The organism is Cronobacter sakazakii, assembly GCF_000982825.1.
GTDB classification, from domain to species: Bacteria; Pseudomonadota; Gammaproteobacteria; order Enterobacterales; family Enterobacteriaceae; genus Cronobacter; species Cronobacter sakazakii.
Genome location: NZ_CP011047.1, coordinates 4,005,881 through 4,018,552, shown reverse-complemented (window position 1 = coordinate 4,018,552; position 12,672 = coordinate 4,005,881). Strand labels below are relative to the sequence as shown.

Below are 12,672 nucleotides of genomic sequence, written 5' to 3'. Positions count from 1 at the left end.
GACTTCCTTTAATCGGGATAACCTTGGGGATGACGTGACTGCCAGCGCCAGGTGTCGTCCGCCATTTCCTGTAATGAACGCGTCACGCGCCAGTTCAGCTCCTGGTCTGCTTTGGTGGCGTCTGCCCAGTACGCGGGCAGGTCGCCGTCGCGGCGCGGCGCGAAGTGATAATTGATAGGCTTGCCGCAGGCTTTGCTGAACGCGTTCACGACATCCAGCACGCTGCTGCCGACGCCCGCGCCGAGGTTGTAGATATGCACGCCCGGCTTGTCGGCCAGTTGCTGCATCGCGGCCACGTGGCCGTCGGCGAGATCCATCACGTGGATATAGTCGCGCACGCCGGTGCCGTCTTTGGTCGGGTAATCGTTACCGAAAACCGCCAGCGACTCACGACGGCCTACCGCCACCTGCGCGATATACGGCATCAGGTTGTTCGGGATGCCCTGCGGATCTTCGCCCATATCGCCCGACGGATGCGCGCCCACCGGGTTGAAATAACGCAGCAGCGCGATGCTCCACTCCGGGCAGGCTTTTTGCAGGTCGGTTAGGATCTGCTCGACCATCAGCTTGCTTTTGCCATACGGGCTTTGCGGCGTGCCGGTCGGGAAACTTTCGACATAAGGGATTTTCGGCTGGTCGCCGTAGACAGTCGCGGAGGAGCTGAAAATAAAATTGGTGACGCCCGCGGCGCGCATCGCGGAGATCAGGCGCAGCGTACCGTTGACGTTGTTGTCGTAATACTCAAGCGGTTTCGCGACGGATTCGCCGACCGCCTTCAGACCGGCGAAATGGATCACCGTGTCGATGGCGTAGTCGTGGAAAATCTCGCGCAGCAGCGCTTCATCGCGGATATCGCCATCGATAAACGTCGCGGCTTTGCCGCCCAGACGCTCAATCACCGGCAGAACGCTGCGCTTACTGTTGCAGAGGTTATCAAGGATGACCACATCATGATTGTTTTGCAGCAGTTGCACACAGGTATGACTTCCGATGTAACCGCTACCACCCGTTACCAGAACTCGCATATTTGGCTCCATTACGCTTATGGTATGTATTAACCATAGCATAACAGAGCGCTAAAAAGTGTGACATGGGATAAATTAGTGGAATCGTTTACACTGCTTTTCACTCATCTGGCTCACAACGCTAAGCCATTGTAAAACAAAACGCGAAGCGCGCATTTGCAGCTAATCTGAAAGTGAAAGCGGGGCGCGGGCAGGGAACGCCCGGCCCGCCTGAATGCGCTGTGTTAACGCAGCGTATCGAACTGATAACGATAGCTGTCGCCGTCAGGAATGAAGGTTAAACGGTGGGTCATGCACTGTGGCGCGTCTTCGGCGTGGTGCGAGACAAACAGCAACTGCGTTTCGCCTTCGCTAATCAACACATCCACAAAACGGCGTACCAGCTGGCGGTTCAGCGGGTCGAGCCCCTGCAACGGCTCATCAAGGATAAGCAGCGTCGGGTGTTTCACCAGCGCGCGTACAATCAACGCCAGCCGCTGCTGGCCCCAGGAGAGGCTGTGAAACGGCGCGTCGGCGGTGGCGTCGTCCATGCCGAGAATATCGAGCCACTCGCGCGTCAGCTGCTGCTGGCGGTCCGAGACGGCCTGATAAATCCCGATGGAGTCGAAATAACCAGAAAGGATCACGCTGCGCACCGAGGCGCTGACGCGGTAATCAAGATGTAAACTGCTGCTCACATAACCGATATGCTTTTTGATATCCCAGATGGTTTCGCCGCTGCCGCGACGACGGCCAAAGAGCGTCAGGTCATTGCTGTAGCCCTGCGGATGATCGCCTGTCACCAGGCTTAACAGCGTCGATTTCCCCGCGCCGTTGGGGCCGACAATCTGCCAGTGTTCGCCGGGGTTGACCGTCCAGCTCAGGTTGTTAAGGACAGGGCGATCGTTGTACGAAACCACGCCGTTTCGCAGCACAATGCGCGGCTCGCTGGCATTGAGCGTGTGGCGCGCCGCGGGGGCGTCCGCCTCCGGCAGTTTCACGCCGGATAATCGCTCGCTGTGGGCCAACTGCGCCACCAGCGCCTGGTTCAGCAGTGTGGCTTTATCGCCTGTCTCTACCAGCGTGCAGTCCGCCACCACGCCTGCGTGCTGCACAAAATCGGGAATTTCATCAAAGCGGTTCAGAATGAGCACCAGCGTCAGGCCCTGCGCGCTCAGCTCGCCAAGCAGCTGCGCGAGCTGTTCGCGCGAGGCGACGTCGAGACCATCGAATGGCTCATCGAGGATCAGCAAATCGGGCTGCGACATCAGCGCCTGACAGAGCAGCGTTTTGCGGGTTTCGCCGGTGGAGAGATATTTAAAGCGCCGCGCCAGCAGCGCGTCGATGCCGAAGCGCGCCGCGAGTGCTGCACATCGCGCCGGATCATGGATTTCATCCTGAATAATCTGCGCGGTGGTGCGTCCGGTGTCGTCTTCATCCGGGCTCAGCAAATCGGTGTTATTGCGCTGCCACTCGGCGCTGACCAGCTTTTGCAACTGTTCAAACGAGAGCAGGGCGATGCGGGAGAAGTGACAAACGCGCTCGCCTTTCTCTGTGGTGAGCTCGCCCGCCAGCGCCCACGCAAGGGACGATTTGCCGCTGCCGTTAGCGCCGACAAACGCCCAGCTTTCGCCTGCGTGGACAGTCAGATCCTCAATATGAAGCGCGCGCGTATCGCCAATGCGAAACGTGCCTTGCATAATTTGCAACGTTGTCATCCCGTATCCCATTTTTTGCAGCGTAAAACCACAGGGATACGTTTTTCACGGCGCAATGTCAACGACGCGCGTTAACAGAGGGTGGCGACGATCACGCTGTCGGCGTTAAACCAGGCCGTCACCGCCAGGCCTTCGTGCGGGTCTAACGCCTGCGCGGCTTCCGGCGTCAGCGTGGCGCAGAGCGTCTGGCCGTCATTAAGCGTCAGGAGAATTTCGCAGTGCTGCGGGGTACGGGCGATATGGCGAATGGTGCCGGTAAGCTGGTTATCGGCGTGAGCGGCCTCCTGCGGATCGCGGGCGAGATGCACCCATGGCGCTTTCACGAGCGCCAGCACCTCTTTGCCCGGCGAAAGCGCCAGCCGCTCGGCGCTCTGCGTGGTGACTGCGGCGTTGATTCGCGTGCCGCTCCCGGCGAGTGCAATCTCAATCGTTTCCTGAACCGGGCAGGCGTCGCGTCTGACCACTTCGCCGAACCACTGGTTGCGGGCGCTGGTTTGCAGCGAGAAGCGGGCGATGGCGGCCAGCAGGCTGTCCAGCGGCAGCGCGTCGTCAGAAAGCGCGTCAAACGCCTTTTGCTGGATCTGCCCCAGCAGATCGTAGAGCGCGATAAGCCGCTCGCCGTAAGGCGTCATCTGCGCGCCGCCGCCGCCTTTACCGCCGGTGGCGCGTTCCACCAGCAGTTTATCGCCAAGCTGATTCATCTCATTGATGGCGTCCCACGCGCTTTTATAGCTGATGCCCGCGAGCTTCGCTCCCTGGCTGATAGAGCCCGTCAGCGCCACCTGTTTCAGCAGATGGATGCGTCGTGGGTCGGCAAAAATTTTGTCGTGCAGTTTAAGCGTAAGGAGAATATCGGCCTGCATGGTGGCCTCCAACCGGGCAAAAGGCTATTGTGAAGGAAAGCGGCGGGTCGGCGCAAATGGCACAAAAGGGCAGGATGTTTCGCGCGGATGCCGCTAGAATGACGGTTTACTGTTTTCAGGAGGCAACCATGTTCGAGTTGTTGAAAAGTCTGGCGTTTGCCGTGATTATGGTGCCGGTGGTGATGGCCGTGATCCTGGGGTTAATCTGGGGCCTCGGTGAAGTGTTCAATATCTTCTCCGGCATCGGTCACAAAGACCAGTCTAAACAGCACCGCTGATTCCCCCCGCGCCCGGCTTTGCCGGGCGTTTTCCTTTCTCTACCCTCAAGCCGCCGCTTTTTTTGCCGATAGATAATTGCTGGGAAAACCCTGCCCGCAGCGTTATATTGTCTTATATATAACGAAACGGTAAGGAATGTCTCATGGCACAATTATGGTTAAAACTGGCGCTCGGCGTCACCTTAAGCGCGGGCGCGGTGGGCGCTTCTCTGGCGCAGGACAACACGGTCACCGTGTTCGCCGCCGCGTCGCTGACCAACGCGCTGCAGGATATCGCTAAAGACTATGCCAAAGGGCATCAGGTGAAAGTGGTTTCGTCGTTCGCGTCCTCTTCCACGCTCGCACGCCAGATTGAAGCGGGGGCGCCGGCGGATATTTTTATCTCCGCCGATCAGAAGTGGATGGATTACGCCGCCGATAAAAAAGCGATTGACGCGCCGAGCCGTAAAACGCTCCTCGGCAATAGTCTTGTGGTGGTGGCACCGGCGAAAAGCGCGCAGGGCGATATCGTGATCAACCGCAGCACCGACTGGAAAAGCCTGCTGAAAGGCGGCCGTCTGGCGGTGGGCGATCCGGCGCACGTGCCTGCCGGGATTTACGCCAAAGAGGCATTGCAAAAACTCGGCGCGTGGGAGACGCTCTCTGCGCAACTCGCGCCTGCGGAAGATGTGCGCGGCGCGCTGGCGCTGGTGGAGCGCGACGAAGCGCCGCTGGGCATCGTGTATGGTTCTGACGCCGTGGCGAGCCACGGTGTGAAAGTGGTTGGCACCTTCCCGGAGGATTCCCATCAGAAAGTGGAATATCCGCTGGCGATCATCGACGGGCATAACAACCCGACGGTCAGCGCGTTTTATCGCTATCTGCAGGGCCCGGAAGCTGCCGCAGTGTTTAAACGATACGGATTTACAACCAGCCAATGATGTTGACGGAACCCGAATGGCAGGCGGTACTGCTTAGCCTGAAAGTCTCTACGCTTGCGGTAGTTATCAGTTTGCCCTTCGGGGTTCTTCTCGCCTGGGTGCTGGTGCGCTGCACCTTCCCGGGCAAAACGCTGCTGGACGGCGTGGTTCATCTGCCGCTGGTGTTGCCGCCCGTGGTGGTCGGTTATCTGCTGCTGGTGATGTTTGGCCGCCGCGGTCTGATAGGCGAATGGCTCTACGATCTCTTCGGCATCACGCTCGCGTTTACCTGGCGCGGTGCGGTGCTCGCCTCGGCGGTGATGGCGTTTCCGTTGATGGCGCGCGCCATTCGCTTGGCGCTGGAGGCGGTCGATATCCGTCTCGAGGCGGCGGCTCGTACGCTGGGAGCCAGCCGCTGGCGTGTTTTTTTCACTATCACGCTGCCGCTGACGCTGCCGGGCATTATCGTCGGCACTGTGCTGGCCTTTGCGCGTTCGCTCGGCGAATTCGGCGCAACCATTACCTTTGTTTCCAATATTCCGGGCGAAACCCGCACGCTGCCATCGGCGATGTATACGCTTATCCAGACGCCGGGCGGCGAGGGTGCCGCCGCGCGCCTGTGCGTTATCGCCATTGTGCTGGCACTCTGTTCGCTGATGTTTTCTGAATGGCTGGCGCGCCAGAGCCGCCGCCGTCTGGGGGCGTCCTGATGCTGGAACTCAATTTCACCCAGGTGCTCGGCAAGCATCGCCTGACGGTTAACGAAACTCTGCCGGGGAGCGGCATTACCGCCGTGTTTGGCGTGTCGGGCGCGGGCAAAACCTCGTTGATTAACGCGATAAGCGGGCTGACCCGCCCGCAGCACGGGCGCATCGTCTTAAACGACCGTGTGCTGAGCGACACCGAAACCGACACCTTTCTGCCGCCGGAAAAACGCCGCGTCGGCTATGTCTTTCAGGATGCGCGCCTCTTTCCGCACTATAAAGTGCGCGGCAACCTGAAATATGGCATGGCGAAAGAGATGGCGTCGCAGTTTGACAAACTGGTGACGCTGCTTGGCATCGAGCCGCTGCTCGACCGTTTGCCGGGAACGCTCTCGGGCGGTGAAAAACAGCGCGTGGCGATTGGCCGCGCGCTGCTGACGGCGCCGGAATTGCTGCTGCTTGACGAACCGCTCGCCTCGCTCGACGTGCCGCGCAAGCGCGAACTGTTGCCGTACCTGCAACGGCTGGCGCGCGAAATCAATATCCCGATGCTCTACGTCAGCCATTCGCTGGAGGAGATCCTGCATCTGGCCGATAAAGTGCTGGTGCTGGAGCAGGGCGAGGTGAAAGCGTTCGGCAGCCTGGAGGATATCTGGGGCAGCAGCGTGATGCACCCCTGGCTGCCGCCGGAGCAGCAGAGCAGCGTGCTGAAAGTCACAGTGCTTGAGCACCATCCACACTACGCCATGACGGCACTGGCGCTGGGCGATCAGCACCTGTGGGTTAACCGTATCGAAAAACCGCTCCAGACGGCGCTGCGCATTCGCATTCAGGCGTCTGACGTGTCGCTGGTGCTACAGCCGCCGCTGCAAAGCAGCATCCGCAACATTCTGCGCGCCCGCGTCGCGCAGTGTTACGACGACAACGGGCAGGTGGAAGTGCAACTGGAGGTGGGCTCGCGCACCCTCTGGGCGCGCATCAGCCCCTGGGCGCGCGATGAGCTGGCCATCAAGCCTGGCCTGTGGCTCTACGCCCAGATAAAAAGCGTGTCGATAACGACTTAAAGCACCCACTGACGCAGCGCGTCGGAAATGCTGGCCTCGCTATTGGGGCCGATGACTTTGTCGGCGTGCGATTTCACGATGTCGTCGGCGTTGCCCATGGCGATGCCAAGCCCCGCGCGCTCCAGCATGGAGATGTCGTTATGGTTATCCCCGAACGCCACCACCTGATCCATCGATAATCCCTGCGATTCCACCCACTGCGCCAGGCGTTTGCCTTTGCTGTTGCCGGGTGCGGCCACATCCACCTGATCGTGCCATGACCACTCGCAGGCGAGGCCCAGCTCGCGCTCAATGGTCAGCGCGAGGTTTTGCAGGCGCGGAATGTCTTCTCCGGTGAGTGCGAATTTCCAGATATTCTCCACCGAACGGGCCGCTTCGCGCAGCGAATCGACCTGACGGAACACCGGGCGCTGGGCTTCGGGCAGGCGCAGCGCCCAGTTCTGAGTGCGCTCGATATGGCCGCAGGCGTGTTCATACAGCATCGCGTCATCCATATACATCAGCGCCGGTATTCCCGCGTCGCTCAGTAATTCCAGCAGCCCTTCAGCCTGTTGCGGGCTCATCGGATTGGCCGTAATGACCTTTTCCGCTTGATAATCATACAAATAAGTGCCATTACAACAAATGGCAGGTGTATCAAGCGCCAGCGCCTGATAAAAAGGGTGGATGGCATTATGGTGGCGCCCGGTGACGATCACCGGTTTCAGCCCGGCGGCTTTCGCGCGCGCCAGCGCATCGAGGGATTCCGGGAGGATGGTTTTTTGAGCGGTTAACAATGTGCCGTCTAAGTCGAGAGCGATTACGCGAAAAGTCATGCAGGTTTCCAGAGTCGTCAGTCAGAATATCCGGTTGATGGTACACCGCGACAGACATCGCGCGAAACCCGCAAGGCCTGCGTCGGCACAGGAAGATAAAACGCGCTACCCTTGAAACAGTCTTTCAGGCTCAGTGAAGCAAGGAGTATTCATGAAACAAACCGTTTATACCGCAAGCCCGGAAAGCCAGCAGATCCACGTCTGGCGTCTGGAGCCGCAGGGCACGCTGACGCTGTTGCAGGTGGTGGATGCGCCAGGGCAGGTTCAGCCGATGGTCATCAGCCCTGACAAGCGTTTCCTGTACGTTGGCGTGCGCCCGGAGTTTCGCGTTATCGCGTATCGCATCGCCGCCCATGACGGCACGCTCAGCGAGGCGGGCGAAGCGCCGCTGCCGGGCAGCCCGACGCACATTTCGACCGATCATACTGGCCGTTTCCTGTTCAGCGGCTCCTATAACGCGGGCAGTGTAAGCGTGGTGCGCCTGAACGATGGCCTGCCGGGCGAGACTGTCACGGTGGTCGAAGGGCTGGAAGGCTGCCACTCCGCGAATATCTCCCCGGATAACCGCACGCTGTGGGTGCCTGCGCTGAAGCAGGATCGCATATGCCTGTTTACGCTGACAGACGATGGCCACCTTGAGCCGCAAACGCCAGCGGAAGTCACCACCGTCGCGGGTGCCGGGCCGCGCCATATGGTCTTCCACCCGAGCAAACCGTTCGCCTACTGTGTGAATGAGCTGAACAGCTCGGTGGATGTGTGGGCGCTGAGCGATCCGCACGGCAATATCGAATGCGTGCAGACGCTGGATATGATGCCGGCCGATTTCTCCGACACCCGCTGGGCGGCGGATATCCATATTACGCCGGATGGCCGTCACCTCTACGCCTGCGATCGCACCGCGAGCGTGATTACGGTCTTTACTGTTTCCGAAGATGGCAGCGTCCTGGCGGTGCAGGGGCATCAGCCCACCGAAACCCAGCCGCGCGGTTTTAACATCGACAACAGCGGGCAGTATCTGATTGCCGCCGGCCAGAAATCGCATCACATTGCGGTTTACGGCATTGAAGGCGAACAGGGGCTGCTCGCGGAGAAAGGCCGCTACGCGGTAGGCCAGGGGCCGATGTGGGTCGTCATTAACGCCTTCGACGCGTAAAAATAAAAAACCTCGCCGCGGCGAGGTTTTTTATGGGCGATGGTGAGCCACCCTGCACGTCTGTTGTTCTCAACGCCCTTATCATACGGGCCGTAACCGTCAGGCGATTGCCTTACGTCAACAAACGGGCAAAGAAAAAGGGGGATTGCTCCCCCTTTTTTCTGATGCCTGACAGATGCCGTGCGATTACGTTTTCGGTTCGGCAACCACTTTGCTGCCCAGCCCGCGGTTGTTGTATTCCCACAGGCGGTTGGCATTTGCGTCGTTCAGATCGCGCTGGATATTGCCTTTATCGTCCTGCGCGCCGGTATTGCCGGTGAACGGACGCTGTGAGCCCAGCGCCGGGCCCCACGGCTGCACGGTATTGAAACCGGCGTCAATCACGCTGTCGCGGATAACGACCTGACCGTTCGGCGTCTGGCCAGGCGTATAGCCATTGGCGGCGTCCATATCCCATGCGCGGCCAAGCTGCGCCACGCCTTCACCGGCCGCGACAAAGCGGCTGTTCACGGCGAGGAAGCCGTAATAGAAGTTCGGCATGGTCGCTGGCGCAAACACATAACCTTCTTTCTGGGTACGGGTGTTCACTACGCGGAATTCGGTGTTATCAAACACCACCGCGCCGCGGCCCGCGACCAGATCCACATCACCTTCCACGTAGCTGTTCGTCACCTGCGTGCGGGTCAGACGATCCGGCGTGAAGCGGTTGCGAATATCGCTGTTGGTCACCAGGAACGGATTCTGGCGGCCCAGAACATTCACTTTGTTGATCTGCACGCGGTCGCCATCGGTGCGCAGCGCGACAGCCTGGTGCTGACCTTCGCCCGCGGCGTCGCCGAGGCTGTTTTCAATGGTCAGGTTTTGCAGTTGCAGGCCATTATTCTGCGACCAGAACACCGCGGAGCACATCAGGCCGACGCTGCCGTTGCGTCGGTTCTGGCAGTTATCGAACATATACCAGGCCGGTTTGCCGGGCATATATTTGCCGGACGGGTTCACGGTACGACGCCAGGTGTTGGCATCCATTTCGCTGTCCAGCGCGGCGCTGATTTTCACATCCAGCGGTTTTTCGCCGGTGCCGTAAATCGTCACGCTGCCCGGTGCCGCAGGCACATAAACGGTGCCTTCGTAAGTGCCGGGGAGTACAGCGATGTACTGACGCGCCGTCGCGTGACGCGCAATCGCGGCATCAACGGCGGCCTGAATGCTGGTGTGAGTCACGCCCTGCTCGCCCGCCTGGCCGACCACGAAGTCTGCTTTTTCAGGCAGTCGAATCGGGGAGGGCGCCCACGGCGCGGCATTCGGATCGATATTGGCGAAATAGCGGGCCGGGACGAAATTTTTCGCTTCATCCGCAGACAGCACCGGGCGAGCCGACGTACCCGGCGCGCGTTGTTCAGAAGGACGTTGGTCCGGTGGCGTTGAGCTGCATGCAGTCAGTGTCACGCCAAAAGCGAACGCCAGCGCCAGACGGGAAACCGAAAATGTGTTCAAGGGTTGCTCCTTGCTAAGCCTGTTTAAAATGGGGGAACGCACAAGAGCCTGCTTTTTTATACTAAGTTGAGCGAAACGGGAAGCCGATTGTGATAACCGGCTTCAAAATGATTCAGATGTAGTGCGCCGTCAGCGAGGCGCTGGCGAGCCGGTGGAAGTGCACATTAAACCCGACCATCGCGCCGCTGGCGTTTTCATCAACGTCAATGCGCTCTACATCCAGCGCGTGCACGGTGAAAATATAGCGGTGTGTTTCCCCTTTTGGCGGGGCCGCGCCGCCATAACCGGCGGTGCCAAAATCGGTGCGCGTCTGGATGGCACCGTCCGGCAGGTCAGCCTGACCAGACCCCGCGCCCTGCGGCAGCACGCGGGTATCGGCGGGCAGATTCGCAACGACCCAGTGCCACCAGCCGGAGCCGGTAGGCGCATCCGGATCGTAACAGGTCACCACAAAACTTTTGGTGCCGGGCGGCACCTCATCCCAGGTGAGATGGGGCGAAATATTATCGCCCTCGTAACCCATGCCGTTAAACACGTGGCGTGCGGGGAGCTTGTCCCCGTCGTTAAAATTCACACTGATTAACTTCATGCTGTTTCCTCGCTTACAGATGAAGCAATTTTAACAGCGCTTCGGCGGTGGCGGCGGAAGAGGCCGGATTCTGGCCGGTCACCAGATGCCCGTCAACAACCACATGCACGCCCCAGTCATCGGTGCGCTCAAACTGACCGCCCGCCTCTTTGAGCGCATCTTCCACGAGGAACGGCACGACATGAGTCAGCCCGACCGCCTCTTCTTCGCTGTTGGTAAAGCCGGTGACGCGTTTGCCTTCCACCAGCGGGCTGCCGTCGGGCTTTTTCACATGACGCAGTACGCCCGGCGCGTGGCACACCGCCGCGACGGGCTTGCCGCTGCCCCAGTAGTGTTCGATAAGCGCGATAGAAATCGGGTGATCGGCGAGATCCCACAGCGGGCCGTGGCCGCCCGGATAAAACAGCGCGTCATACTCGTCGGCGTTGATTTCATCGAGCCGCGCGGTATTCGCAAGCGTGGCCTGAGCCTCATGATCTTCACGAAAGCGCCGGGTGTCGGCGGTTTGCGCATCCGGCGCGTCGCTTTTCGGATCGAGCGGCGGCTGGCCGCCCTGCGGCGTGGCGAGCGTCACGTCGATCCCCGCGTCACGAAACACAAAGTAAGGTGCCGCAAACTCTTCCAGCCAGAAGCCGGTTTTTTTCCCGGTATCACCCAGTTTGTCGTGGGAGGTCAGTACCATCAGAATCTTCATCGCGCTCTCCTGGTTGTTTATCGCAAATTCTGAAAGTGTAGTGCATCCCTCAAGGCTTGCCGGGCGCTCACTGTCTGAAAAACGACGGGTTTTTCACCGCTTCACCCACCGCGCGGGTGAGCCGCGTGAGCTGTTCTGGCGTGATGATATAGGGCGGCATCAGGTAAATCAGGCGGCCAAACGGGCGAACCCAGACGCCCTGCTCCACGAAAAAGCGCTGAAGCACGGCCATCTCGACCGGCGCGGTGGTTTCCACGACGCCGATAGCGCCGAGCACGCGCACATCGGCAACCTGCGGCAGCTCACGACACGGCGCCAGCTCGTCACGCAACTGCCGCTCTATGGCCGCCACCTGCGCGCGCCACTCGCCGGTTTCCAGCAGCGCCAGGCTCTCGGCCGCCACCGCGCAGGCGAGCGGATTGCCCATAAACGTCGGGCCGTGCATAAAACAGCCCGCCTCGCCGTTGCTGATGGTGTCGGCGACATGCCGCGTGGTGAGGGTGGCGGAAAGCGTCATCGTGCCGCCGGTCAGCGCCTTGCCGAGGCAGAGAATATCCGGCGTCACGCCCGCGTGCTCGCAGGCGAACAGCTTGCCGGTGCGGCCAAAGCCGGTCGCTATCTCATCGGCGATAAGCAAAATGCCTTCGCGATCGCACATGCGGCGGATGCGCTTTAGCCACTCCGGGTGATACATCCGCATGCCGCCCGCGCCCTGCACAATCGGCTCAAGAATGACGGCGGCTATCTCATGGCGGTGCGCGGCCAGCAGACGGGCGAACGGCGCGAGATCGCGCTCATCCCACTCGCCGTCAAAGCTGCTCTGCGGCGCGGGCGCGAAGAGGTTTTCCGGCAGGTACCCCTTCCAGAGACTGTGCATTGAGTTATCCGGATCGCACACCGACATCGCGCCGAAGGTGTCGCCGTGGTAGCCGTGGCGGAAGGTCAGGAAGCGCTGACGCGGCTCGCCGCGGGCGTGCCAGTACTGCAACGCCATCTTCATCGCCACTTCCACCGCCACCGAGCCGGAGTCGGCAAGAAACACGCACTCGAGGTTCTCCGGCGTCATTGCCACCAGCTTGCGGCACAGGGCTATCGCGGCGGGGTGGGTAATGCCGCCGAACATGACGTGCGACATCGCGTCAATCTGGGTTTTCATCGCCGCGTTGAGGCGCGGATGGTTATAGCCGTGAATGGCCGCCCACCACGACGACATGCCATCCACCAGCCGTTCGCCGCTCGCCAGATGCAGTTCGCAGCCGGCGGCGTGCGTCACCGGGTAGACCGGCAGCGGCGCGCTCATGGAGGTGTAAGGGTGCCAGATATGGTCACGATCGAAGGCGAGATCGGCAGGAGTTATCATGACTTGTAAACCAATTTAAAAAGATTTAGGTTTACGA

At 60.4% G+C, this 12,672-nt stretch carries 13 protein-coding genes; 5 read left to right on the top strand and 8 right to left on the bottom strand.

Features of this window, described 5'->3' with window-relative positions; all coding sequences use genetic code 11:
* Positions 1–8: 8 nt before the first annotated feature.
* The 3 genes from galE to modE all read right to left on the bottom strand — a co-directional run bounded on the left by galE (position 9) and on the right by modE (position 3,585).
* On the bottom strand, positions 9–1,025 hold the full coding sequence (gene galE / locus CSK29544_RS19080; RefSeq protein ID WP_004386741.1) for a UDP-glucose 4-epimerase GalE: 1,017 nt from the start codon (positions 1,023–1,025) through the stop codon (positions 9–11).
* A gap of 224 nt (positions 1,026–1,249) precedes the next feature.
* Positions 1,250–2,722 carry a molybdate ABC transporter ATP-binding protein ModF gene (modF, locus tag CSK29544_RS19075; RefSeq protein ID WP_007888530.1) on the bottom strand — a complete coding sequence of 491 codons (1,473 nt, stop codon included), beginning with the start codon at positions 2,720–2,722 and terminating at the stop codon, positions 1,250–1,252.
* A gap of 71 nt (positions 2,723–2,793) precedes the next feature.
* Entirely contained in the window at positions 2,794–3,585 is a 792-nt protein-coding gene (modE, locus tag CSK29544_RS19070) for a molybdenum-dependent transcriptional regulator (RefSeq protein WP_007888529.1), read from the bottom strand.
* 128 nt (positions 3,586–3,713) lie between these two features.
* Between modE and CSK29544_RS23385 the strand changes: the two genes are divergently transcribed.
* From CSK29544_RS23385 to modC, 4 genes are all read left to right on the top strand, one after another.
* Positions 3,714–3,863 carry an AcrZ family multidrug efflux pump-associated protein gene (locus CSK29544_RS23385; RefSeq protein WP_004386739.1) on the top strand — a complete coding sequence of 50 codons (150 nt, stop codon included), beginning with the start codon at positions 3,714–3,716 and terminating at the stop codon, positions 3,861–3,863.
* 143 nt (positions 3,864–4,006) lie between these two features.
* Positions 4,007–4,783: a molybdate ABC transporter substrate-binding protein gene (modA, locus tag CSK29544_RS19060; RefSeq protein WP_004386738.1), complete on the top strand. Its 777-nt coding sequence runs from the start codon at positions 4,007–4,009 to the stop codon at positions 4,781–4,783.
* On the top strand, positions 4,780–5,472 hold the full coding sequence (gene modB / locus CSK29544_RS19055) for a molybdate ABC transporter permease subunit (RefSeq protein ID WP_007888528.1): 693 nt from the start codon (positions 4,780–4,782) through the stop codon (positions 5,470–5,472). Before modA ends, modB begins: the two co-directional genes overlap by 4 nt.
* On the top strand, positions 5,472–6,530 hold the full coding sequence (gene modC / locus CSK29544_RS19050; protein WP_004386736.1) for a molybdenum ABC transporter ATP-binding protein ModC: 1,059 nt from the start codon (positions 5,472–5,474) through the stop codon (positions 6,528–6,530). Before modB ends, modC begins: the two co-directional genes overlap by 1 nt.
* Here modC and CSK29544_RS19045 read toward each other — a convergent pair.
* Complete coding sequence (locus tag CSK29544_RS19045) at positions 6,527–7,345, bottom strand: pyridoxal phosphatase (RefSeq protein WP_007888523.1); 819 nt, start codon at positions 7,343–7,345, stop codon at positions 6,527–6,529. The genes modC and CSK29544_RS19045 overlap by 4 nt on opposite strands.
* 151 nt (positions 7,346–7,496) lie before the next feature.
* Here CSK29544_RS19045 and pgl point away from each other — a divergent pair, with 151 nt between their 5' ends.
* The gene (gene pgl, locus CSK29544_RS19040; RefSeq protein ID WP_007888520.1) at positions 7,497–8,498 is read left to right on the top strand and encodes a 6-phosphogluconolactonase; all 1,002 of its coding nucleotides are present in this window, start codon (positions 7,497–7,499) and stop codon (positions 8,496–8,498) included.
* A gap of 186 nt (positions 8,499–8,684) precedes the next feature.
* On the opposite strand, the gene CSK29544_RS19035 is transcribed toward pgl, so the two are convergent.
* The 4 genes from CSK29544_RS19035 to bioA all read right to left on the bottom strand — a co-directional run bounded on the left by CSK29544_RS19035 (position 8,685) and on the right by bioA (position 12,635).
* On the bottom strand, positions 8,685–9,992 hold the full coding sequence (locus CSK29544_RS19035) for a putative acyl-CoA thioester hydrolase (protein WP_007896460.1): 1,308 nt from the start codon (positions 9,990–9,992) through the stop codon (positions 8,685–8,687).
* Positions 9,993–10,104: 112 nt separating this feature from the next.
* A complete protein-coding gene (locus tag CSK29544_RS19030; protein WP_007896459.1) occupies positions 10,105–10,581 on the bottom strand; it encodes a kinase inhibitor in 477 nt (158 codons plus the stop codon).
* A gap of 13 nt (positions 10,582–10,594) precedes the next feature.
* Positions 10,595–11,275: a type 1 glutamine amidotransferase domain-containing protein gene (locus CSK29544_RS19025; RefSeq protein ID WP_007896458.1), complete on the bottom strand. Its 681-nt coding sequence runs from the start codon at positions 11,273–11,275 to the stop codon at positions 10,595–10,597.
* Between the two features lie 67 nt (positions 11,276–11,342).
* Positions 11,343–12,635 carry an adenosylmethionine--8-amino-7-oxononanoate transaminase gene (gene bioA, locus CSK29544_RS19020; protein WP_007896457.1) on the bottom strand — a complete coding sequence of 431 codons (1,293 nt, stop codon included), beginning with the start codon at positions 12,633–12,635 and terminating at the stop codon, positions 11,343–11,345.
* Between the last annotated feature and the right edge of the window lie 37 nt (positions 12,636–12,672).

Coding starts and splice junctions, on each gene's coding strand:
- bioA (WP_007896457.1), bottom strand. CDS start 12,635: ATGATAACTCCTGCCGATCTCGCCTTCGATCGTGACCATATCTGGCAC.
- CSK29544_RS19030 (WP_007896459.1), bottom strand. CDS start 10,581: ATGAAGTTAATCAGTGTGAATTTTAACGACGGGGACAAGCTCCCCGCA.
- modC (WP_004386736.1), top strand. CDS start 5,472: ATGCTGGAACTCAATTTCACCCAGGTGCTCGGCAAGCATCGCCTGACG.
- modF (WP_007888530.1), bottom strand. CDS start 2,722: ATGACAACGTTGCAAATTATGCAAGGCACGTTTCGCATTGGCGATACG.
- galE (WP_004386741.1), bottom strand. CDS start 1,025: ATGCGAGTTCTGGTAACGGGTGGTAGCGGTTACATCGGAAGTCATACC.
- modA (WP_004386738.1), top strand. CDS start 4,007: ATGGCACAATTATGGTTAAAACTGGCGCTCGGCGTCACCTTAAGCGCG.
- CSK29544_RS19025 (WP_007896458.1), bottom strand. CDS start 11,275: ATGAAGATTCTGATGGTACTGACCTCCCACGACAAACTGGGTGATACC.
- modB (WP_007888528.1), top strand. CDS start 4,780: ATGATGTTGACGGAACCCGAATGGCAGGCGGTACTGCTTAGCCTGAAA.
- CSK29544_RS19045 (WP_007888523.1), bottom strand. CDS start 7,345: ATGACTTTTCGCGTAATCGCTCTCGACTTAGACGGCACATTGTTAACC.
- modE (WP_007888529.1), bottom strand. CDS start 3,585: ATGCAGGCCGATATTCTCCTTACGCTTAAACTGCACGACAAAATTTTT.
- CSK29544_RS23385 (WP_004386739.1), top strand. CDS start 3,714: ATGTTCGAGTTGTTGAAAAGTCTGGCGTTTGCCGTGATTATGGTGCCG.
- pgl (WP_007888520.1), top strand. CDS start 7,497: ATGAAACAAACCGTTTATACCGCAAGCCCGGAAAGCCAGCAGATCCAC.